At 39.6% G+C, this 22,373-nt stretch carries 18 protein-coding genes; 4 read left to right on the top strand and 14 right to left on the bottom strand.

The annotated features are described in order from the left end of the window. Positions 1-290: 290 nt before the first annotated feature. From ACWTVK_RS05490 to ACWTVK_RS05475, 4 genes are all read right to left on the bottom strand, one after another. A complete protein-coding gene (locus ACWTVK_RS05490) occupies positions 291-1,160 on the bottom strand; it encodes an RluA family pseudouridine synthase (RefSeq protein ID WP_456046210.1) in 870 nt (289 codons plus the stop codon). 1 nt (position 1,161) lies between these two features. Next, positions 1,162-2,355, bottom strand: coding sequence for a GNAT family N-acetyltransferase (locus ACWTVK_RS05485; RefSeq protein ID WP_456046209.1), 1,194 nt, complete (start codon positions 2,353-2,355; stop codon positions 1,162-1,164). Positions 2,356-2,540: 185 nt separating this feature from the next. After that, complete coding sequence (locus tag ACWTVK_RS05480) at positions 2,541-3,476, bottom strand: DUF2156 domain-containing protein (protein ID WP_456046301.1); 936 nt, start codon at positions 3,474-3,476, stop codon at positions 2,541-2,543. 100 nt (positions 3,477-3,576) lie between these two features. Then, on the bottom strand, positions 3,577-4,713 hold the full coding sequence (locus ACWTVK_RS05475; protein ID WP_369819970.1) for an efflux RND transporter periplasmic adaptor subunit: 1,137 nt from the start codon (positions 4,711-4,713) through the stop codon (positions 3,577-3,579). A 93-nt stretch (positions 4,714-4,806) separates the two neighbouring features. On the opposite strand from ACWTVK_RS05475, the gene ACWTVK_RS05470 reads away from it, so the two are divergent. Further along, positions 4,807-5,658 (top strand): aldo/keto reductase, encoded by an 852-nt coding sequence (locus tag ACWTVK_RS05470; protein WP_456046208.1) that lies wholly within the window; start codon positions 4,807-4,809, stop codon positions 5,656-5,658. Between the two features lie 70 nt (positions 5,659-5,728). Here the strand turns inward: ACWTVK_RS05470 and ACWTVK_RS05465 are convergent, their stop codons facing one another. From ACWTVK_RS05465 to ACWTVK_RS05455, 3 genes are all read right to left on the bottom strand, one after another. Then, entirely contained in the window at positions 5,729-6,067 is a 339-nt protein-coding gene (locus ACWTVK_RS05465) for a branched-chain amino acid transporter permease (RefSeq protein ID WP_288187936.1), read from the bottom strand. Further along, positions 6,060-6,725 (bottom strand): AzlC family ABC transporter permease, encoded by a 666-nt coding sequence (locus ACWTVK_RS05460; protein WP_456046300.1) that lies wholly within the window; start codon positions 6,723-6,725, stop codon positions 6,060-6,062. The genes ACWTVK_RS05465 and ACWTVK_RS05460 overlap by 8 nt, the downstream gene beginning before the upstream one ends. Before the next feature lie 289 nt (positions 6,726-7,014). After that, the gene (locus ACWTVK_RS05455) at positions 7,015-8,181 is read right to left on the bottom strand and encodes an iron-containing alcohol dehydrogenase (RefSeq protein ID WP_456046207.1); all 1,167 of its coding nucleotides are present in this window, start codon (positions 8,179-8,181) and stop codon (positions 7,015-7,017) included. Positions 8,182-8,434: 253 nt separating this feature from the next. Between ACWTVK_RS05455 and ACWTVK_RS05450 the strand changes: the two genes are divergently transcribed. Next, positions 8,435-9,253 (top strand): MetQ/NlpA family ABC transporter substrate-binding protein, encoded by an 819-nt coding sequence (locus tag ACWTVK_RS05450; RefSeq protein ID WP_105093653.1) that lies wholly within the window; start codon positions 8,435-8,437, stop codon positions 9,251-9,253. Between the two features lie 119 nt (positions 9,254-9,372). Here ACWTVK_RS05450 and ACWTVK_RS05445 read toward each other — a convergent pair whose 3' ends face one another. The 6 genes from ACWTVK_RS05445 to ACWTVK_RS05420 all read right to left on the bottom strand — a co-directional run bounded on the left by ACWTVK_RS05445 (position 9,373) and on the right by ACWTVK_RS05420 (position 17,474). Continuing rightward, the gene (locus ACWTVK_RS05445) at positions 9,373-10,188 is read right to left on the bottom strand and encodes a nitroreductase family protein (protein ID WP_105085051.1); all 816 of its coding nucleotides are present in this window, start codon (positions 10,186-10,188) and stop codon (positions 9,373-9,375) included. An 882-nt stretch (positions 10,189-11,070) separates the two neighbouring features. Beyond that, entirely contained in the window at positions 11,071-12,624 is a 1,554-nt protein-coding gene (locus tag ACWTVK_RS05440; RefSeq protein ID WP_456046205.1) for a nitrite/sulfite reductase, read from the bottom strand. 262 nt (positions 12,625-12,886) lie between these two features. Beyond that, the gene (locus ACWTVK_RS05435; RefSeq protein WP_456046204.1) at positions 12,887-14,278 is read right to left on the bottom strand and encodes a cation:dicarboxylate symporter family transporter; all 1,392 of its coding nucleotides are present in this window, start codon (positions 14,276-14,278) and stop codon (positions 12,887-12,889) included. 278 nt (positions 14,279-14,556) lie between these two features. Further along, a complete protein-coding gene (locus tag ACWTVK_RS05430; protein ID WP_303938850.1) occupies positions 14,557-15,279 on the bottom strand; it encodes a LutC/YkgG family protein in 723 nt (240 codons plus the stop codon). After that, entirely contained in the window at positions 15,279-16,724 is a 1,446-nt protein-coding gene (locus tag ACWTVK_RS05425; RefSeq protein ID WP_213467303.1) for a LutB/LldF family L-lactate oxidation iron-sulfur protein, read from the bottom strand. Before ACWTVK_RS05425 ends, ACWTVK_RS05430 begins: the two co-directional genes overlap by 1 nt. A 12-nt stretch (positions 16,725-16,736) precedes the next feature. Next, on the bottom strand, positions 16,737-17,474 hold the full coding sequence (locus tag ACWTVK_RS05420) for a (Fe-S)-binding protein (RefSeq protein WP_303938851.1): 738 nt from the start codon (positions 17,472-17,474) through the stop codon (positions 16,737-16,739). 525 nt (positions 17,475-17,999) lie between these two features. On the opposite strand from ACWTVK_RS05420, the gene ACWTVK_RS05415 reads away from it, so the two are divergent. Further along, positions 18,000-19,784, top strand: coding sequence for an S-layer homology domain-containing protein (locus ACWTVK_RS05415; protein ID WP_456046203.1), 1,785 nt, complete (start codon positions 18,000-18,002; stop codon positions 19,782-19,784). Positions 19,785-19,962: 178 nt separating this feature from the next. Continuing rightward, positions 19,963-21,339: an S-layer homology domain-containing protein gene (locus ACWTVK_RS05410; RefSeq protein ID WP_456046202.1), complete on the top strand. Its 1,377-nt coding sequence runs from the start codon at positions 19,963-19,965 to the stop codon at positions 21,337-21,339. 182 nt (positions 21,340-21,521) lie between these two features. Here ACWTVK_RS05410 and ACWTVK_RS05405 read toward each other — a convergent pair whose 3' ends face one another. After that, positions 21,522-22,364: a hypothetical protein gene (locus tag ACWTVK_RS05405; RefSeq protein WP_456046201.1), complete on the bottom strand. Its 843-nt coding sequence runs from the start codon at positions 22,362-22,364 to the stop codon at positions 21,522-21,524. Positions 22,365-22,373: the final 9 nt, after the last annotated feature.

The following is a 22,373-nucleotide window of genomic DNA, read 5'->3' as shown; positions in this document are numbered from 1 at the left end:
ACTCCTTCATATCACTTGATCATCCCAAGCGCAGCGGCATCGTTCCGTTCGGGCTTGGTGAAAGTATAAACTATAAACTACCTCTAAAGAATCCATTCTGTAGTGATATTATCGGCTGTGACCGTCCATAACCTCATCTAAGTTTTAAATTCTATAGAATTTTTGTCTATACATAGTATACTCCTGTCCACTGTGAATTGAAAATACAAAAAAAACATAGTCTATGACTTTAAGTCATAGACTATGCATTTTTATCACTATTGTTTTTTGTATACACAAATACACAATCACTACTTCTCACGACCAAAGTTGTCCCCTACTTCACAGGTCACTGTGATAGGCTCGTCCTTACCATAGGGTACAAAGGTGATTTCTGACGCATGTAAGCATTGACGTGTATAGGGTTTATTGCGTGTCCCATACATGGCATCTCCCACAATAGGATGACCAATGTGTTCCATGTGCACGCGGATTTGATGTGTTCTGCCGGTTAATAATTTGAACTTCAATAGCGTATGTTCGCCGTCATGACCAAGAACGGTATATTCCGTTTGAGCCGGTTGACCAAACTCATCGATGACACGGCGATTATCAAATACTGGATCAACACCAATAGGTTCATCAACTACGCCATCTTCGTTAATACAGCCTTCTACTAAGCCTGTGTAGATACGGTCGATACGACCAGCTTGCAACTCATCAGTGTAATATTGCTGAGCTTCCTTTGTTTTACCAAAGAGAATACAACCAGATGTGTCTCGATCAAGACGATGTACAGGGCGCACCTTGTGAACTACACCTTTTTTCGCATAATACCCAGCCACATAGTTACTCAATGTACCAGATTTAGTTTGTCCCGCTGGATGAACAAGCATGAATGGAGCTTTATCAACCACCAAGGTATGAGCATCTTCGTAGAGAACTGCAATAGGCCCTTTTTCTACATCGACGCCATAGTCCTTATCCTGTGGTAATTCCAAAGTTAATACATCACCCTTTTTAAGGGAACGCTGGGAATGGGCTACACGGCTATTTACTTTCACCCGTTTCTTGCGGAACATCATTTGAATATCTCGAGAGGATAATGAAAAGCGTTCCTTTACATATTTAGAGACCGTCAACTCTGTCGGCTCTTTCACTGTATACGTCTTCCAACTCATATTACCACCATTCGTTAATATATGTTTTTTGTTCAGGATAGAGAATATCGAAGAATTCTAGCCATTCCTCATTAGCTGAAAGTTTACCTTCAAAAGCAAGATCACGAGCGGTTAATGTGCCCATTAAGAGTTGGCTCAAAGCACCGACTTCAACAGTAATATCTACGTCCCCATCTAATGTGTCAGACACCTTTTTAACAGTTGGTGTCAATGCGCCGCCATATTGGACTTCATAGCGACCTTCATTCCACTCACAAAGGCTATCTTTCACACCAAAGGTCATTGTAATAGGCATCATCAAAGCCTCTGGGTTTACAGGAATGGATTCGAAGGCAGCTTTCACATCCACAATACGGCTCATCATGTACGGCATTGTGGAATGTCCGCTTTTACCATCTGGATAGAAGCGATAGTATGTATCGTGAAGGCCCTCATTCCAACGAATAGTAGTGCCTTGAGAGCGGTGATTATAGAAGTAGTTCAACAATGCTCGTTGTGCACGACGTGTAGTATAAACTAATTCGGATACAGGAATTTCTGGTTGACCTAAGCGATACACTGCATAGCCTTCAATACTTCCTTCATCATTGCGCACTACAGCGATATTCACGCCTTCTGCAAAGAAGCTGCCGAGCAAGCGTTTCCATTCCTTTTCACCCCGCTCTGCATAACCAGAAAGACGGGCTGTATATGTTTTATATACAGGATCAAGCAATGTCCATTGGTCAACGCTATTAAGTAAACCAAAGCTCAAGGATTTATCAGTCATAGGGCGCAAGTCTTCAAGAGACATAGTGTTCACCCATTGATGTGCATAGAGTTCCCACCCATATTGTTGGTAGAATGCAGCCTTGGAAGGCATCAAAATCGTCAATGCTTGACCTCGGTTGCGAAGTTCTTCAAGCGAAGCCTTTAACAACGCACCACCTACGCCACCACGACGAGCCGCTGGATGTGTGGCTACGCCAACCATATAGCTTGTAGGCAATACAGCACCACGAACATTGATATTATATTGACGCAAATGAACGGTACTCAATAATTGATTTTGTTCAAGACCAACCATTGTATTTTCTGGTTCATAGCAATTTGTAAAGTAATATTGGAAGAATGGGTCTTCCTTTGGTTCAAAGCAGTATGCCCATAGATTTTCCACATGTGGCGTGTCTTGGACTGTTGCAATTCTATATTCCATAAGTATATCCTCGTTTAGTATAAAAAACGCTCTCTATCGCTTACATCGCATCGCATCGCATCGCATCGCATCGCATCGCATCGCATCGCCATGATGATATATAATGTACAGTCAAATAGATAGGCTAACACTTCTATTATAACAAAAATGAGCTATGAAGCACATCGGCTTCATAGCTCAGATTTTTATTTACCGCCTGTCGCATTATCTGCTTCATTAGCATATACTGCGTCATATTTTTCAGCAAAGTGATCTGGATTGTAAGATTCTTTTGCTTGGCGAAGACCAGGTAAGCCCATGTCTTCTTCACGGTTGATGAATTCTACTTCGCTAAATTCATGACGAATGAATTCATTATTGATTGCTTGATACAAACCACGGATATCTGGATTTGCTTTTTCAATGTGAATCAACGCCATTTTATCATTCAATAATTCACCGATACTGAAAGCTTCAACGCGGCCAAACAATTTGATGGCGCCACCTTTAAGGCCTAGTGTTTCCCAATTATCGAATAATAAGTTAATAGCAACCAATTCATCTTCGATACCTTCTTCATGATGAGTTTCTACCCAAGATGCTGCTGTTTCGCGGCACAATGGAATGATATCTTCTGTAATTGGCATATATTCATAGTTAGAATATTGCATACGGAATTGGTTCAAATGGTTTTTCTTTTGACGGAACTTCTTACCAGATAAGTTGATAAGATCTTCAGATTTGTAAATGTATTCGTAGTTGTCGCGGTCAGGTGTAAATTCATAACGACCAGGACATAACTCTTCCATACGCTCTTTTACAACTTTGCTAACACCTTTGAAACGGAACGGCAATTTATTTTCTACGAACCATTCTTTAGCGCGTAACAAACCATCAAGGAACTTTGCATCTTTACCGGCAAACGGAGGCAATAGGAATGGTTCACGTTTACCGCCACCTTGGATGTACAATACGCCGTTTTCTTCAGCCCAACGAATACCATACGCCTCTTGCCACATAAATAATGTAGTAAAGCAATTATCGGATGCTTCGTAATGATGTTGTTCAAAATATTTATCGATTAATGGTTTGTCTCTTAGTTCAAAACGTTTAAATTCTAAAATAATAATCCCTCCTATCAGATTCCTCGGTCGAGGTTGCTTTCACAGTCTGTGAAAGTTTTCTTGTAATCATGCAGTCAACATAAATAAAAACTCTAGTATAAAACCTTATGGTTCGTAATTACAATTTTACAGATTCTCCTAATTCAAAGGTACCATCTGTAGTGATGACCTTATCACCTTCGTTCAGCCCAGAAATGATTGCTACATCATCATCTACTGTAGTGCCCACTTCAACAACACGTACATCGACGGTATTATTTTCAGTTAATACATATACGTATTTGCCGTCTTGGTTTTCGCGAACCGCTTTGCTTGGTACAGTGAGCATCTTCGCTTTTATATCTGACTCGATGATGAGCGTATAGAACTCGCCAGCCTTGATAAGGCCTTTGTCATTGTTAAAAGTAGCTTTCACAAGAACACTTGGCACATTTTCTGGCTGAGTCACATCTACATAGGTCAATTCACCTGGTAACTCTTGGTCACCTACCTTGAGGAGTACCTTAATACCCTTTTTGGCATCTGGTGTACCCAGTTTCATCGCCGCATCACGAGGGATGCTAAGAGATGCTACCATTGGTGTAGATTGTTGAATCATCATGAACGGACGGTCTGCAATGGCCATTTGACGGTCTTCATTATAAATAGCAGTCACTGTACCAGCTATAGGCGCTACGATTGTAGACGCTGCCATTTGTGCCGATACTTGGGCAATTTGAGCTTGGATGGCTGCCGTATTGGCACCACCACCGCCACCACCAGTTGTTACTGTCGTAGTTTGTGGCTGAGACCGCTCTACAATGCGATCATATTCTTTTTGAGTAATCATACCTGCTTCGCGCATCTTCTGAGCCTGTGCTAATTGACCACTATCTACAGAGGCTGCCGTCGTAGTTGTAACGGATGTCGCATAGGATTGAGCTTGCGCTTGCGCTAATTGACCTTGTAAGGATGCTAGCTGTTGCTGTAAAGCCGATGTATCTACAGTGGCCAAGGTTTGACCTTGTTGTACTTGGTCGCCTACTTTCACAGCATATGCAACCTGCCCTGTTAACGTCGGCGTTACCGTCGCCTTATTAAGAGCGGTTACATTGGCATCATTATGGATCTGTAGCGGCATATCCTTGTATGTTACATCAGCAACGGATACCGTCTTTGTACCGCAACCAGCAATGGCTAAGGCCATCATCACAACACCAAGCATAGCAACTACAGAATAAATTCGTTTTAATTTCATTCTGTCACTTCCTGTCATATTGATTTTTATCAATACCTTAGTATATCATAAAATCAATTAGAATTGTATGAAAGCTAATTCCTTTAATTTATGGATATAACGGAGGTTCTTATGGAAGAACGGATGGACTTTAGAATATTAAATAACGGCAGCTTCATTCCCTCTATCGGTTATGGCACTTATAAAACAGGCACCGAAGGAGAAACAGAGCAAGCCGTTGCTAATGCACTTAGTGTAGGTTACCGATTGCTCGATACAGCCGCGTACTACGGCAACGAAGAGGCCGTTGGCAGAGGTATCAAAGCATCTGGCGTTAATCGTACAGATATCATTATTACTACAAAAATTTGGCACATCGATGCAGGCTATGATAATACGATGCGCGCTGTTGAAAGCTCTCTAAAGAAATTAGACACTAATTATATCGACATCATGCTCGTTCACCAACCTTTAGGCGATTACTACGGCTCTTGGCGCGCTATGGAGGAGTTATACGACCAAAACGTATTGCGTGGTCTAGGTCTCTCTAACTTCTACGAAGATCGCCTTATAGACTTGTTGTATCACTGTAATGTAAAACCTGTGGTGAACCAAATTGAGTGTCACCCGTTTAACCAACGTCAATCCTTGTTACAATTAATGCGTAAACATCAAGTAGTAGGCATGGCATGGTCTCCATTTACTCGTGATCGCCAACCTGTATTTGACCACCCTATCATCAAGAGCTTGGCTGAAAAGTACGGCGTTAGTAAACACCAAATCATCTTACGTTGGCACATCCAACGAGGCATCATTCCATTGCCAAAGGCAAATAACGTAAGCCATATGGAAGCTAACTTTGATGTGTTCGACTTCAAGCTTACTAACATCGACATGGACGTTATGGAGTTATTAGATCAACAAGACTTCTTGGAAGATCACCACACGGCACCAGGTCTAGAAAGATTATTACAACTAAAATAGAATATAAAAAGAAAACCACTTATACTTCTGCCCCAAAAGGTTAGATATAAGTGGTTTATTTTATTGTAATTTATTTAGGCACATTAAAGACGGCTTGTATAAGTATCATATACACTACAGTACCTGCCCCAATAGACATGAACATATTTCGCTTCCATAGGTGCATGCCAACGGTTACTAATAAAGCAATAAGTTCTGGAATGCCATAAGGATAGGAAAGCACAATTGTATCTTTAAAGGTATATACAACAAGCATCCCCATAACAGCTGCAGGCAATGCTTTACCTAAATACTGTACAAAATCTGGTGCCTTTTTACCAGGTGGAAAAATAAGAAAAGCGGAGAAACGTGTAAGTAATGTAGCTGCTACGACAATAGCAACGGTCATAACCATTTCAAAACTAGTCAAGATGTACACCTCCCCATTTATACGCTATATAACATACTACGAGCATACACCCCATAGAAGCAAGCATAAATAAGGATTTTCCCGTCAACAAAAGCATTGCTACTGCTACAACGGCTCCAACAGCACCAAAGCCTCGAATATTATTACTTTTAGCATTAAATAACATTTCAAGGAATATAACAATAAATAAGCCAGGTAATACAAAACCAATACCACGCAAATCTATAGATGCTAATAAATCACCAAACAATCCCCCTACAAAGGTACTCACCACCCAAAAGGTATAATTAAGCCACGATACATGGAAGTAGAACCATTTTTCATCCACATCATCGGGCAACTTCGTAGATACATTAATTGCAAAGCTTTCATCACACATCCAGGCAACGGTAGGAAACCATTTCCACCCCATATTCACATATCTCTGTAATGCAGATAAACCATAGAAAAAATGGCGCCCATTAACAAACAAGGTCAGCATAAAAGCATTTACAGGATCAAAGCCTGCCATGAGCAGCCCAATAGTTACGAACTCCATAGAGCCTGCAAAAATTGTACTAGCCAAAACAGGGGCAGTCCACCAAGGTAATCCCTGACTGGTAGCATACAAGCCAAAACCTAATCCAAGGAAAAAGAAGCTGAGCCCCATAGGAATCATAATAGGAAGCGCAAAAGAAAAGGCACTTCGATGCTTTATTTCACTCAAGGGCTTACCTCCTTTCTTTAATAGGTTAATCAGTACATTATGAGATGGCATTACCATCTATTACGCAATAATTCGCACCTAACCCTAGCATCACACTAATAATAAAAGACACCCTGAGGTGTCTTTTATTAATTTATTATATTATACATGGTAAAGATTGACTGTCAAAAGCTAAATTATTTGCTCAATCAATCAATCAATCAATCAATCAATCAATCAATCAATCAATCAATCAATCCGATTATAAAGCGCGCGTTAAAATTTCACGAGCTACTTCTGGTGTGACATCACCTTTTTCGCCAAGTTGTGTCATACCATGGTCTTCCAATTGTTTCACAATTTTATCAACCGCTTCTTCGCCTAGACCATAGTCTTTCAAATGCGTAGATACGCCAAGGGACTCGAAGAATTCACGAGTTTTAGCAATCGCTTTGTCTGCTTTTTCTTCTTTTGTACCTTCTGTAATATGCCATACACGTGTAGCATATTGTGCCAATTTTTCAAGCTTATCTGCTTTTTTCACTTCTAACAATGCAGGCAATACGATAGCTAATGTAATCCCATGGTCAAGATGATACGCCGCAGTTAACTCATGACCGATAAGATGTGTTGCCCAATCTTGTGGTACGCCAGCACCGATCAAGCCATTTAATGCCAACGTAGAGGCCCACACGTGGTTAGCACGAATGTCGTAGTTTTCTGGATTTTCTACCGTTTCTTTGCCGATTTCAATCATAGTTTTCAAAATACCTTCGCTGAAACGATCTTGAATACGGCCTTCTACAGGGTATGTTAAATATTGCTCTGTGGTATGCACAAAGGTATCAATAACGCCATTCTTAACTTGTTTTTCAGGCAATGTGAAAGTCAATGTTGGATCAAGCATGGAGAACTTAGGGAATACTAAGCTACTGAATACAGGGTATTTACCATCACCATAAGTAATAACCGCACCATTATTCATTTCAGAACCTGTGGCAGGAAGTGTCATAACTGTACCAAATGGTAATGGATTTGGTACCATCTCTACCGGAACCTCTGGCACACCAGCTTTCATAACCTCAATAACAGGACCATCATAGGTAGCGCCCATAACGATAAGTTTTGTGGCGTCTACTACAGAACCGCCCCCTACAGCGAGAACGAAATCTACTCCATGTTCTTTAATGAAAGCTACCGCACGTTCACATGTTTCAAGAGATGGGTTTGGCTCAATACCGCCGAATTGCTCTACCTTACGGTTACCAAGGGCTTTCACAATACGATCAATAAGACCACTGCGCACAGCAGATCCACCGCCGTAAGTAATGAGCACCTTTGCATCCTTTGGAACCAATGTATCTAATTCACCTAATCGATCTTTACCAAATACGATATGTGTAGGGTTATAAAAATCAAAGTTAAACATGGGGACCTCCTAAGTATTATGTTTATATTCCACCATTTTAATTGTATAAAACTTATCTTTATTATATCATATTTCGATTTTTTTAGATATATCTAGATAACGCTACTTTCGATTACTTAATAACTCTACTTTACAATCATCGTAAAAGCCATAGTTTTAATCTATAGCCAACCTCTATAATTTTATCTATATACAAAGCCCCATTTACATGATAGGATATATCCATTATATGTATATAGAAAGGGATGTTCACATGAAATTAAAAAAATTTATTGCCCCTCTTCTCGTTGGCGTTTTAGCATTCGCCATCGCAGGCTGTGGCACAAATACAAATCAATCTAGTCAGGCACCAAAGGAAATTAAAATCGGTGCTACTGCTGGTCCTCACGCTCAAGTAGCTGAAGCAGTTGCAAAAGAGGCTAAAAAACAAGGTATCGACCTTAAAGTTGTAGAGTTCTCCGATTATGTAACACCAGATAAAGCCCTCGCTGATGGTGACATTCAACTAAATGCGTACCAACACGTACCATTTATGGAAAACTTTAACAAACAAAATGGTTCCAACTTAGTAGCAATCGGTAAAACCCTTTTAGTGCGTATGGGATTATATAGTAATAGTGTACATAGCGTACAAGATGTACCTGAAGGCGCTACGGTTTCTATTCCAAATGACCCTACTAATGGTGGTCGTGCATTAGTATTATTAGCTAAAGCTGGATTAATTACGTTAAAAGATGGTGTCGGCTTCAAAGCAACTGTTGCAGATATCACATCTAACCCGAAAAATATAAAGATTCAAGAATTAGAAGCAGCTCAATTACCTCGTAGTCTAGATGATGTAACAATTGCAGTTATTCCAATGAATTATGTACAAAGTGCTGGCCTTAGTGTAGAAAAACAAGGTTTCTTCTTCGAATCCAAAGATGAACCACTAACAGTCATCGTACTTGCGGTACGTAGTGAAGACAAAGACAATGAAACTTACAAAAAAATTGCAGACATTTACAAATCTGATGCAATTAAACAATTCATCAACGATACTTTCAAAGGTAGCATTACCTCTGCAAACTAAATAAACAAGAACCAACCTCTATCAAATTAGAGGCCGGTTCTTTTATTTATAATGCCAAAAAGCGATACCCTAACTTTTTAGAGTATCGCTTTTATTTTATTCTTTAATATCAATCACGTTTATTCTTCAGTGTCGAATGTAACGTCCAATGGTTGGCGTTCCACAATATTGCGGTAACGAACCTTTGGATAGCCCATCAAGATACCACCAGCAATGATTTTATCCTCAGGTACACCTAATAGGTCCAATAATGGTTTATATTCTGCTTCTCCAGCATGTTCAAAGAAGCCTGCCCAACAAGTGCCTAAACCTAATGTTGGTGCATACAACTCTGCATAAGACAAGCAAGAATGACCACTATCGTGAGTACGATGAATATCCTTTTTAGAACCAATAGCCACTACTAACGCAGGCGCATCGCGCAAGATGTATTCCTTACCTTTATCAACTTCAGCTTGTGCTGCACGAGCATAAAGACGCATAATGGGTACAGTTTTTGCAGCTAAATGCATCCACTCAAGAACGAGATCTGCAATGCGGCGCAACTTTTGTTTATCCCGAATAACAATATAGGAAATACCTTGTGTATTTGTCGCTGTTGGAGCCATTCTCGCAACGTTTAATACCTTACGAATAAGCTCAGCAGGAACTGGTTTATTTTGATAATTACGAATAGAGCGACGGCTGCGTAAGAATAACTCAGCTTGCTCTGGTGTTAATTTTTGTTCTTTTGTGATATCAATTTGCTCTTTACGTGGTGTCATATCACTATCAAGAGCAAGTGTAGGGCATACAGAAATACAATGCCCACAGGAGATACAACCTCCTTTGCCAGTTACAGGCCCATTTTCGGACATCACTAGCAAGCCTGTCGGACAGTCAGCTACGCAAAGGCCGCATCGTGTACAGACTTCTGTATTGACGGTAAATAACATCTGATAAATCCTCCAAAAACTACTATAAAATTTATTATAACACAATTAATCGAGGGTTATCTAGGCGATGTACTCTTTTGAAAATCAGCCAACCTATTTTGATGGGGCCCCGTTACATTTCGACAACCTAGTAAAAAAAGTACCAATATACTTGCTTGCTCCGTCCTTCGCAAAGTCGCTGCACAAGTATATTGGTACTTTTTTATTACTATATTTATAAAGACGTCCCATCAAAATAGGTATATTGACCATTAAATACGTAACCCTAGATAACCTGATTAATTCCTATAAAAAAGCTTTATAGTAGTGGTGCCACGCCCTCCGTCTGGGAGAAACTAGCCTGCGGCTAGTCTTTATAGTAGTGGCGCCATACCCACCGTGTGGGAAGGACTAGCCTGCGGCTAGTCTTTCCCTCCATCCCCCACAAAAAGCAGATTGAGTAAATGTCAGATGTAGCTTGTGATGGGAGCATCAATATATAGAAAGAGATTAGTCGCTTGCTATGGGACTAATTCATATTAGGTGTTATAAAAATAAAACTAGGTATTTCTGCAGCGACTTTACGAAGGACGGAGCAAGGAGATACCTACGTTTCTAAACACTTTCCCCCATCACACAAAAGCATATTGAGTAAATGTCAGATGCAGCTTGTGATGGGGATTATCAATATATAGAAGGAGATTAGTCGCTTGCTATGGGACTGTTTCACAGCAGGTGTTATAAAAATAAAACTAGGTATTTCTGCAGCGACTTTACGAAGGACGGAGCAAAGGAATACCTAGTTTTATTTTTAATTGAGTTGTCGTAATGAAACGGGGCCCCATAGCAAGTGACTTAACTACAGCTTATATGGTGGGCCCCATCACAAGCGGAAAGATGAGTTTACTCAAATGCTTTTATTAATTCCATGTATTCCGCTTTGTGTGTCATTCTCCAGGTACCAAAGTCTGGTTCTGGAGATTGGTTAAGAATGTTAGCCAAGGCTTCTAAGAATTCTGGAATTTTTGTGGCTACAATATTGCCTGCCATTTTACCAAAATTTTCAAAGCCCATGTGTTCGGAGCCACCGTCTACGAGGATGAAGGCTACTGTAGGTTTCTTGTCTACTAGTTTTACAGCACCATGAAAGCCAATTTCACCGATTTGGTGTGTACCACAGGAGTGTGGACAGCCAGAGATATGTAAACGAGGTAGTTTACTTGTGTCTACACCTTTTTCTTCAAGGTGTCTGAAGATATCTTTTAAAAGACCATTGGAGTCTTGCATACCGATTTGACATACTGTAGAGCCTACACAGGATACGGAACGGCGGAAGTCATTTTCTGCACTGTCATCTGTTAATTCTGCAATTTTACGAGCCTCATCAGCAGTAAGGTTGATGAAGAACAATGCTTGGTCTGGCGCAATACGAGCCTCCACTTGATCTAGTGTTACTGCATAGTCGAGAGCAGCCAATAGATGTTCTACATTAGCATCGCCACCTGCTGGATGGTATTCTACATAGTATAAACCTTCTTGTTTTTGACGGTGAATATGATCATTTTCTACAGAATTATCACGCTTACCTGTTTTCGTAATTTCATACGCATAGTCAGCTGGATTAATGGTTAATTGCTCAACTTCTTTCACCATTGCCAATGTTTCTTCATAAGTCTTGATGAAAGCTTCAGCCCCGCCCATTTCAGCAGGCATGTAACGGGTACGAGCCTTACCACGGTTTTTGAAATTGCCATGGTTAGCAAAAACCATAAGCATAGCTTTCACATGGTACAACACATCTTCAGGTTGCACATCATGTGCCACAGGAATACCAATGCGAGGATTTGGGCCAATACCACCACAAGCGTATACATCAAAAGTATTATGTTTCGTTAAATTGAAACCAAGGTCCTTGAATGTAGCATGAGGCGTACTATCAAAGCCATTGTCGATGCCCATTTTAAACTTGCGAGGGATTTTGATGTAGAACATTTGCTCTAAAAGGAACTCGCTAATAGCCGTTGCATACGGCGTTATGTCGAGGGTTTCACGAGGATCAATACCGCGCAAAATACTAGCCACTACATTCGGATTGTCTCCACCAGCACCGCGATTATAGATACCATGGTCATAGCATTCTTTATAGAGGTTTAAAATTGTATCGCCATCGAGGCCATGCATTTGTAAGCATTGGCCGGTAGTGAAATGTACGTGTTGTAAGTTATATTTACGAATAGCATCTGCTAAGAACTGCATGTGCTCGCGCGTCATACGGCCCCCATTAAAGCGCCAACGGCTCATACCGGAGTTAGCACCGCGTTCGGCGTAACTACCATAAGCACCAGATTGGCCTTTATAGTCCGCAATAGACATTTCTTTCTTATAGAATTTGTGCGTCATATCTTCAAACTTTGGATAGTCTGCAATTAGTCGATCTTTCAATTCTTGTGTAATCATACTATTACCCTCTTGGCTTATATCTATTAAGCATAATACAAAACTTTGTATTGGTTAGTATACCATATATGCATACGTATGTTAGTAGCCAAGCTCACAATTTTAATATCAATTACAAATAACATACTTTACAATCTGTAATAATAATCACTTTTAATTAGAGCTGTGGAAAATCCTAATCGTACAAAAAAAGAACAGCCCAAAGGCTGTTCTTTCATTATTATTAAATTCTACTGTGTAGAGATAATTCTAAGTCTACCTATTAAACTCGACCTTCATTAGGATTGTTATAGGCATCTTTATCGATAGTGCCCATGATTTTATCTACTACAAGCGCATTTGTTAAGGAACCAGATACGTTCAAGCATGTACGGCCCATGTCGATCAATGGATCGATAGCAAGGATTGGGCTGATGGATGTGAAGTAAGCACCAAGACCTGTACCACTAAGGGATACGGATGCAGCCATTGTAGCTGTACCAGGAACACCAGCGATACCAACAGAACCGATAGCGATAACAATAACACTCATGATGTACATAGTCAAATCGAATGGAATATTTGCTACATTAGAGATATATACAACTACGAGTGCTGGGAATACGCCGGCACAACCTTGCATGCCCGCAGTAGTACCGAAGGATGCTACTGTATTAGCTGTTGTAGCATTTACACCAAGACGTTTTGTCAACGTTTCAACAGTCAATGGCAATACGCCCATAGAGGAACGGGATGTGAAAGCTAACAAGAGTGGAGCTTTTGCTTTTTTGAAGTATGTAATTGGGTTGTAACCAAAGCTAGCAATCAAGATAGCTTGAACAACGAACATAATCAAAAGACCAACGTAAAGCAATACTACGAATAGACCCATGTCTAAGATAGCTTGCAAGCCACGTGTTGCCAATGTAGATGCCAACAATGCAACTACGCCGTATGGCATAAGACCAATAATGAAGTCTGCTACCCAAGAAATCAATTGATGAAGTTCATCAAATAACTTAGTGAAGATTTCCATGCTATTTGTGCCTGTTCTCTTCAACAAACGAGCAACACTACCCAAGATAATAGCAAATACTACGATGCCAATAACATTAGTTTCAGCAGCTGCTTGAATTGGATTGCTTGGAATCAAAGCACGGAATGTATCAACCATTGGTTTGATTTCGCGAATCTTTTTACCAGATTCAACTACATCAAAACCTTGACCTAAACCAAAGGCATTACCCAGGATAAGACCAACGATAGCAGCAACAGCTACCATGCCAAGGTTTGTAGATACCATAGCAACTACTAACTTTTTAAGGTTAGCACCCGCCTCCATGTGCAAGATAACATGGACGATAGAAATAAATACAATGGGAATAACAAGCATACGGATCAAATCGATGAAGCCGCCCCCTACTAGAGAGAACCACTTGGTACTTTCTTTGATGTAAACCACTTTAGATGGATCATCTGGGAAGCCCGCAATGATTTGAACTGCAATACCGAGTACGGCACCGACAATGGTACCAATAATAACGAGATTACCGAAGGATGTGCCCTTGCGTTGCAACACATAAATACCAATTAACGCAAGTACAAACACCGCGATAATACCAATACTTAGTGGATTGCTTAACATGAGGTAATCTGTAAAGAATGGAATATTCATAATACACCTCTTTTAATTCATATCATAACAATAGGTTATGAACTAAGTATAGCATGTATCGAAAATTTTGCAAGTAAAACAATTCAAATTTTATAAGTTTATCTATGCAGAATCTGCAAGTTCCATAAACACGTTAATCTCCATAGCTCTACAGGTGCCTATACAGTTCCAAGAGAGCTCTACATCACAATAGAAATTAACACATATAAAAAAGGCGACCTTCCATCGGAAGATCGCCTTATACAGCCTTTAGTTATATTAAGCCTCTAGTATTAGGACTATCTGTTAACTAAGATATATGTAACGCGAATAGGGCCATGAGCACCATCTACAGTTACCAACTCGATGTCAGCCGTACGGGACGGACCGGAAATCAAGCAAACATTTGTAGGGAATTTGGATGGATCGTTATGATAACGTTCAGCCAAATGTTCCATAGTTTGTGTCATACGTGGGTTGATTGTATCAGTATATAATACAGCAACATGAGTTTCTGGCAACAAGCTGATTGCACGACCAGATTCTTCAAAAGATGCTTGTACTACAGTAGCTGTTTCAGCAATACCGCAGAATGGGAATGTAATACCGATATCAGCATTGGCTGTGTTAGAAATATTTTCTTCACGACCTTTAGCTGGATCCCATTGGAAGTACGTACGAACACCACCATTAGAAGCTGCGTCTTTTTCGAATAATTCTTTTAATTTATATTCTTCAACCTCAGAAGTGCTTGGGAAGATTACCTTACCATTACCACGTTCTTCGATAACAGCCATAATAGTTTCACCCAATTTATCAGGTGTAGTATCTACGAATTTTGTACCTACTCGTTCACATTGCTCTTTGAACATAGTGACAATTTGTTCACGAGATAATTCTTTGAACATATTTTCTTGAGGACCATGGCTATAATCAAAAGCCGGTACAGATGTAGGCACTTGATCACGGCCTAATGCACGAGATAAACGTGCAACAAATTGATTACGTTTAACTTCATCCATTATTTTTTCTCCTTTTTCTTGTTCTTTTCATGTTCAGCATACAAATCACGGAATTTCTTGAACTTCAATGTACCCATTTCTTTGGATTTAGTCCAGCCATTCATTACTGGAATAGCTTGAGTCCATTCAGGCATATTGCCTTCTTTGTTACTAATTAAGTTCATACCGATAGCGCCAGCTTTTGTACCAAGATCGAACAATGTGGAGTTGCCGAACATCTTAGCAGCTGCTGTGAAGATCGCTTCTTCAGCTTTTGGACGAGTTTTTTCAATGTCAGCCATAATGTGACGGTGTTCCATCAACAACTCATGCAATGGAATAGCTACTGGACAGTTTTCTGTACATGCGCCACACAATGTGGAAGCGTATGGAAGGTCGCCTGCTACTTCGTAACCTTTGAACAATGGAGTCAATACAGCACCCATTGGACCTGGATATACAGAGCCATAACCGTGACCAGAAACGTGACGGTATACAGGGCAGATATTCATACATGCACCACAACGGATACAACGAAGCATTTCTTGGAATGTACCACCCAAGATACCGGAACGACCATTGTCGATGATGATGATATGAGTTTCTTCAGGACCATCAGCTTCACCAGCACGAGCAGGACCAGTCATCATGGAGAAGTAGTTGGAAATTTTGGCACCTACTGCAGAGCGGTTCAACATTTCCATCATAACGTCAAGAGCTTTGAAGTCAGGAACGATACGCTCAGTACCCAAGAAGATCAATTGAGTCTTAGGAATGGAGCTAGCCATACGACCGTTACCTTCGTTGGAAACGATAGTACAAGTACCGGACTCAGCTACCGCAAAGTTACAACCATTAACGCCTACGTCAGCTTTCAAGAAGCGCTCACGTACATAGCCACGTACGAAGTGAGTCATTTCTGTAGGATTTTCAGTACCTGTGTAACCTAATTTTTCAGCGAATATTTCGCGAATTTTGTTACGTTCAAAGTGAAGACCAGGTACTACGATGTGAGATGGTGGGCTTACTGCAGTTTGCAAAATAAATTCAGCCAAGTCAGTTTCGTTTACTTCGATACCAGCTTCTTCTAATACTTCGTTCAAACCAATTTCTTCAGTTAAGATAGTTTTGGATTTTACGATCATTTTTGCTTCGCGTTGACGAAGAATATCTAAAGCGATTTGAGTCGCTTCTTTATCGTCGAATGCAAAGTGAACTTTAGAACCAGCTTTTTCAGCGTTTTCAGCAAATTGATTTACATAGTAATCTAAGTGCTTAAGCACATGATCGCGAATTTCAGCTGCTTCAGCGCGGAAATCTAACCATTCAGGAACATCCGCAACTACTGTATTACGTTTATCATAAAACACGTCTTGTGCTTTTTTGATAGCTGCAACTTTGAAATCGTCAGCCAAACATTCTTTTATACGTGTTTTATAGGGGCGATTGTCATATATAAGTGCCATGTCGTCTCCTCCTTAACGGCAGTTTAAGATTTCAGCAATATGCATTACTTTGATACGGCGATCAATTTCGCCTTCTTTATGAAGACGGTCTAGCATACCAGCGATGTTCATCAAGCACGCTTGGTCAGAACCGGAAATTACATTAGCACCTGTGCTAGCGATTTCCAATGCTTTTTCACGTGTCATAACTTCACTAATCTCAGGGTTTTTAACGGAGAAAGTACCGCCAAAACCACAGCAACGGTCTGCACGTGGCAATTCGATCAAGTTGATATCTTTAACGTTTTTAAGGAGTTTGAAAGGAGGCTCTTTAATGCCCATCAAACGAGTTACGTGGCAAGATGTGTGGTATGTAACGGACTCGTTAAAACGAGCGCCTACATCTTCAACACCTAATACGTCAGTAATGAATTGAGTGAATTCGTAAATTTTGCCGCTCAATCGTTCTGCACGTGCCAACCACTCAGGTTGATCTTTCAAGAAATGTTGATATTCATCACGGATTGCAAATGCGCAAGAGCCGGACATGCTGACTACATATTCAGCGTTTTCGAAGCATTCGATTGTATTCTTAATTGCATCCATAGCTGCTTCGTTGTAACCAGAGTTAGTGAACATTTGGCCACAACATACTTGTTTCTTAGGCACTACGAGCTCGCAGCCTAATCTTTCAAGTACTTCTACACCAGCCATGCCTACATGTGGGTAGAACATGTCAATCAAACACTGTTGGAAAAGATGAATTTTCATATTATCGTCCTCGTCTTTTCTAGTACTTAACCTAATAAAAAATTTTGATATGTATGCGTTATGGCAAGAATTCTAGTGAAAGTTTTTCAATAATTTTCTGCCCGAAACATTACTTATGCTTTCAAATAAATATTCAAAAGCTTTATCGATATAATTATAAATTAATCATATAGAAAATGTCCAAAGGATTGCTATATTAGTATGTACCCTTTTATTTCTCATATCGTTATGACTTTTTGTAATAATAAACATTGCATTTTATCACATATACCTCCTTATTTATAAATTATTCTTGTGAAAGTCCCTTAAACTCTAGATTTTGGGAACGTTTATCATTTTGCAATTTTCAATGGTTCTCACATCGTTATTTACCTATAATTCATTGAATATTTATATAAATAGGCTTTAAATTTCAAATTCATGTAATTTTTATCCTTATATATTACATTTTCTTATAGTAGTGTATAAATTTAAAAAGTGTTATAATTTATTTTATATAAGTATAGTTTGAAAGGAGCCTTTTCAATGAAACTAAATAAATTATCTTTATCCTTGGCAATTACATTAGCCCTCGGTTCCACATTCGGCATGGCTCACGCCGAAACAACTGCGGCGCACGCAAAAGCCGAAGTATCTAATGTTGCTACAAAAACTGATACTGCAGCTAAAACTGATGTTAAACGTGTAGATACATCTGTAAAAAATGACGCTAAACGCGTTAATACTTCCGTAAAAAACGATGCTAAACGTGTTGATACATCTGCTAAAAATGATGCTAAACATGCAAATACAGTTGTAAAACACCATACTAAGCATGCTGATGCATCTGTTAAAAGCGATGCAAAACATGTTGATACATCTGCAAAAAATGATGCTAAACGCTTAGATACTTCCGTAAAAAACGACGCTAAACGTGTAGATACTTCCGTAAAAAACGACGCTAAACGCGTTGATACATCTGTAAAAAATGATGTTAAAGAAGATGCTGCTAAAGTAGAAGGTAAAAAAGCTGTAAAAGCTAAAGAAAACTTACCTGCTGGTGTATATCCTGACACTAAAGATAACTGGGCTCGCGATGCTATCCAAGCAATGACACAAGCTGGTTACCTTTCTGGTTACGCAGATAACACATTCAAACCTGGTGCTCAAATCACTCGTGAACAAGCAGCTGCTATTTACGGCAAAGTATTACAACATAACTTAAATGAACAAGAATTAGCTGATATCGTAACAAAAGAATCTTCTACATCCTACTCTGACGTAGAAGCAGATCGCTGGTCCAGCTCCGCTATCAAATTAGTAAGTGCTGCAGGCGTAATGGAAGGCACATCTAAAACAGCTTTCACACCTAGCAAAACTATGGACCGCGAACAATTCGTAGCATCCGCAGCAAGCTTGGCTAAGAAGTTAAACCTTTCTACACCTGTAAAAACAGAAAAGGTTACTTTCAAAGACGAAGCTAGCATTTCCTCTGCTTACTTGGCAGATATTCAATACATGGCACAACGTGGCATTGTAGCATCTGGGGCAACAGAAAACTTTAACCCTAAACAACCTGTAACAAGAGCACAAGCAGCTACAATTTTGAACCGCATGCTTAACGGTGCTGGCCTTGCAACACCAAAACATACTGCAACTGCAACTGAAACAAAAACTGAGCCAGCTGTAAAAGAAGATGTAAAAAAAGCTGATACAACAGAAAAAGATGCATCTAAAGTAAACAAAGATGCTAAAAAAGATGTAGCTAAAGCTGACAAAACAGTAAAAGCTGATGCAAAAAAAGCTGAAAAAGATGTAAAAGGCAACAAAAATGCTGCAGTAGCTCAAAGAACTGAACCTACTCGCACAGTTCGCCCTGTTCGTCGTAGCACTTTAAAAGCACTTGATCAAAAACAACAAGCTGCTTTAGAAGATAAAGTATTCAATGAATTGAATAAAACATATAAAACAGAAGAAGCGTTCCAAGATTACGGTGTAATGTACTGGCGCGATAATCAATTGCACGTAGCATTGAAAACAGATAGCGATATCTCCACAGTAAAAGCTAACCTTGCTGCACGTGGTGATTCCACTGTAAACAACTATGTTGTAGTTGAGCCATCCCAATACAGCCAAACTGAATACGATGCAATCGATGCGAACTTCCGCAACTACTACAACAAAAATGAAAAAGCTGGTACAATCCTAGCTACATTCCCTGATGTAGAAAACAACCAACTTTATGCTGTTGTAACAACTGCATCTAAAGAAACTCAACAAGGAATGTCTAAATTATTCGGTTCCAAAGTAAAAATGACAGTAAAACGCTAATCGGCGTTCACTCAACTAGCCAAGGCAGCGTATACGTTTAGTATTACGCTGCTTTGTTTATATCTCTATGCATGCCTTATTATTCGCTATATAATGGATATAGATTTTATTGTTGGTAAAAGTTTATATTCTTCGGCTATAAAACGTTAGCCATTTACCATAATTAGGAAGGATTTTTATGTACAAGAATACCCCTTATGTATTACGTGCCCTTGTTTTAGGCACACTATTAGCTACAACAGGCCTTAGTTTTGTTTCTGCTAATACTACAACTCATGCTCCTGCAGTAGCCTCCACTAAAGCTGAAGCGTCTACCGTAGACAATACAAAAGCAGTTACACCAAAAACAGATGTTACTAACGTAGAAGCAACTAAAGTAGAGTCTCCTAAATTTGATGCTACTAAAGCTGCCACACCAATAGTTGTAAATACATCTATTGGTACGCCTCAAGATATTCAAAAAATCCGTGCCCACATCTTCTCTGATGTACCTAGCGATTTCTGGGCTGCCAACTCTATCAGTACTGTAACAAAAGCAAATCTTATGAAAGGTTATTCTGACGGTACATTCCGACCTAACCAACCTATGACTCGTGAAGAAGTAGCTGCTCTCTTCAACAACATCACAGATGATGGTACAGCAGCCTTCTTATCTAGCAAATTTAAAGATATTACATCTGATCGTTGGTCCGCTCTTGCCATCGAATCTGTAGCGCGCAAAAATATTATCAGCGGTTATGGCGATAACACATATAAACCTGAAAAATATATGTCTCGCCAAGAATTTGCTGTAGTAGCAGACAATTACATTCACTACTTAGGATACACAACAGAGGATCCAACAGCACTTGATAGTATTGCTTATGGAGACCAAAAATTCGTAGCTCCTTGGGCTCAAGACGCAGTTCGTGAACTTGCATACCTTGGCTTCACAAACTACGCTCCTGGCACATTATTCAACCCTGAAAAATATGTAACTCGTGCTGAAGCAGCTGAGATTGCATACCGCATGACACAAACAGAGCAAGCACTTGCCTTCCACAATACATTGTTCAAACAACAAGTAGAAAGCAAAACAGCTACTATTATCGACAAAACATTAGGCTATGGCAATGACTTCACTAAATTCCGTCAAGACGGTGCCCTCTTCTGGGATGGTGGAAAATTACATGCTTCTTTAACAGATAAGAAAAAAGCTGATGCTGTGGCGCATGCAATTTCTGAAACTCAAGATCCACAACTTGAAAGTGCTCTTGTAGTATCTCAAGGTAAATTAAATCAAGCGCAACTTGAAGATTATCAATCCGATGCTCTTGATTTATACAAAGCTAAAGAGCCAAAAGGTAATATTATTTCCATCCGTCCTAATGACGATACAAGCGCTCTTATCATCACAGCAGACTCCCTTCAAAAGGACACTGTGAAAGCTTTCAAAAAGAAATTCAAAAACAATGTAGTAGTACAATTACCAGAATCAGAGACAGTAAAAGCGGATGCAGCAATCCAATTCCCATTGCCTCCACGCGTAAACTACTACGATACAACAAATAAATAATTGAATAAACTCAATAATAAAAAGCCGTGTTCTTACACGGCTTTTTGTTGTATCCCCACCAAAATGTATTATAAGACTATTATTAAATCTATAATGCAAAAAAGAACCGCCCCCGAAGGAGCGGTTCTTTCACAATTAAACAGCTGTTACTATACACACATAATCGAATTCACACAGTTCGATTATTTTTTTGTTACATCATTTTGGCGGTCACGTAAGTTACCAACTGGTACATATACGGTACCTGCACTGTGGATTGCATCCACGTCTTGTTGCAATACCATTACAACAGAATAGTCATCAGTTGTGTAGAATTCAGTAGGCATTTTGTCGATGTTTACTTCGCCGCCCAATTGATTCTTCACATCTTGATTATTCTCGATAGCATTCACTAATTCTTTTTTGTTAAGGCCACCAAGGTCATACAAGGATAATTGACGACCTGTTGTAGTGTTGAATGTGAAGCCTTTTACATAGTTGACGCCATTAGCATCACGATCACGCATTGTGTACGTATGAATCAATACACTGAAAATACCATTTTTGTCTGTTTTAACATCGTAGTACATAACTACATTTGTTTTATCAGCGTCTTTGGCATTCAATTTTTCTACGTCGTTTTGTACTTTAGCAACGTATTTTTTGATAGTATTATTGATTGCTTTTTCTACAACTGGACTAACAGATTTAACTGTTGGGAACACTAGATCAAGATGATCTGTAGTGGATTCCACTGGAGATACAGCCACCTCTTTGCGGTCCATATAGCGGTCTGCATTAGGTGCTACTACTTCAACTGCATCGCGATCAACCTTAGATGCTACAGAGCGTAACGCACGGTTTTGCTCCGGTGTAGCAGTACTAGAGATACGGTATGTTAAATCGTTGCGATTTACTTTATTCGTATCAGCTTGAACTTTTTGCACTGTTGCAGTGTCTTTAGTTACAGGAATTTCGCTTGCTGCGAAAGATACTACTGGCAATGCAGCAGCCATCATGATGAGTACAGACTGTTTTAATTTCATTGTTTAACC

Source organism: Veillonella sp. Ser01 (assembly GCF_053850375.1).
Note: the sequence above shows the minus strand (reverse complement) of the source record. Positions and strands in the feature narration are given on the sequence as shown.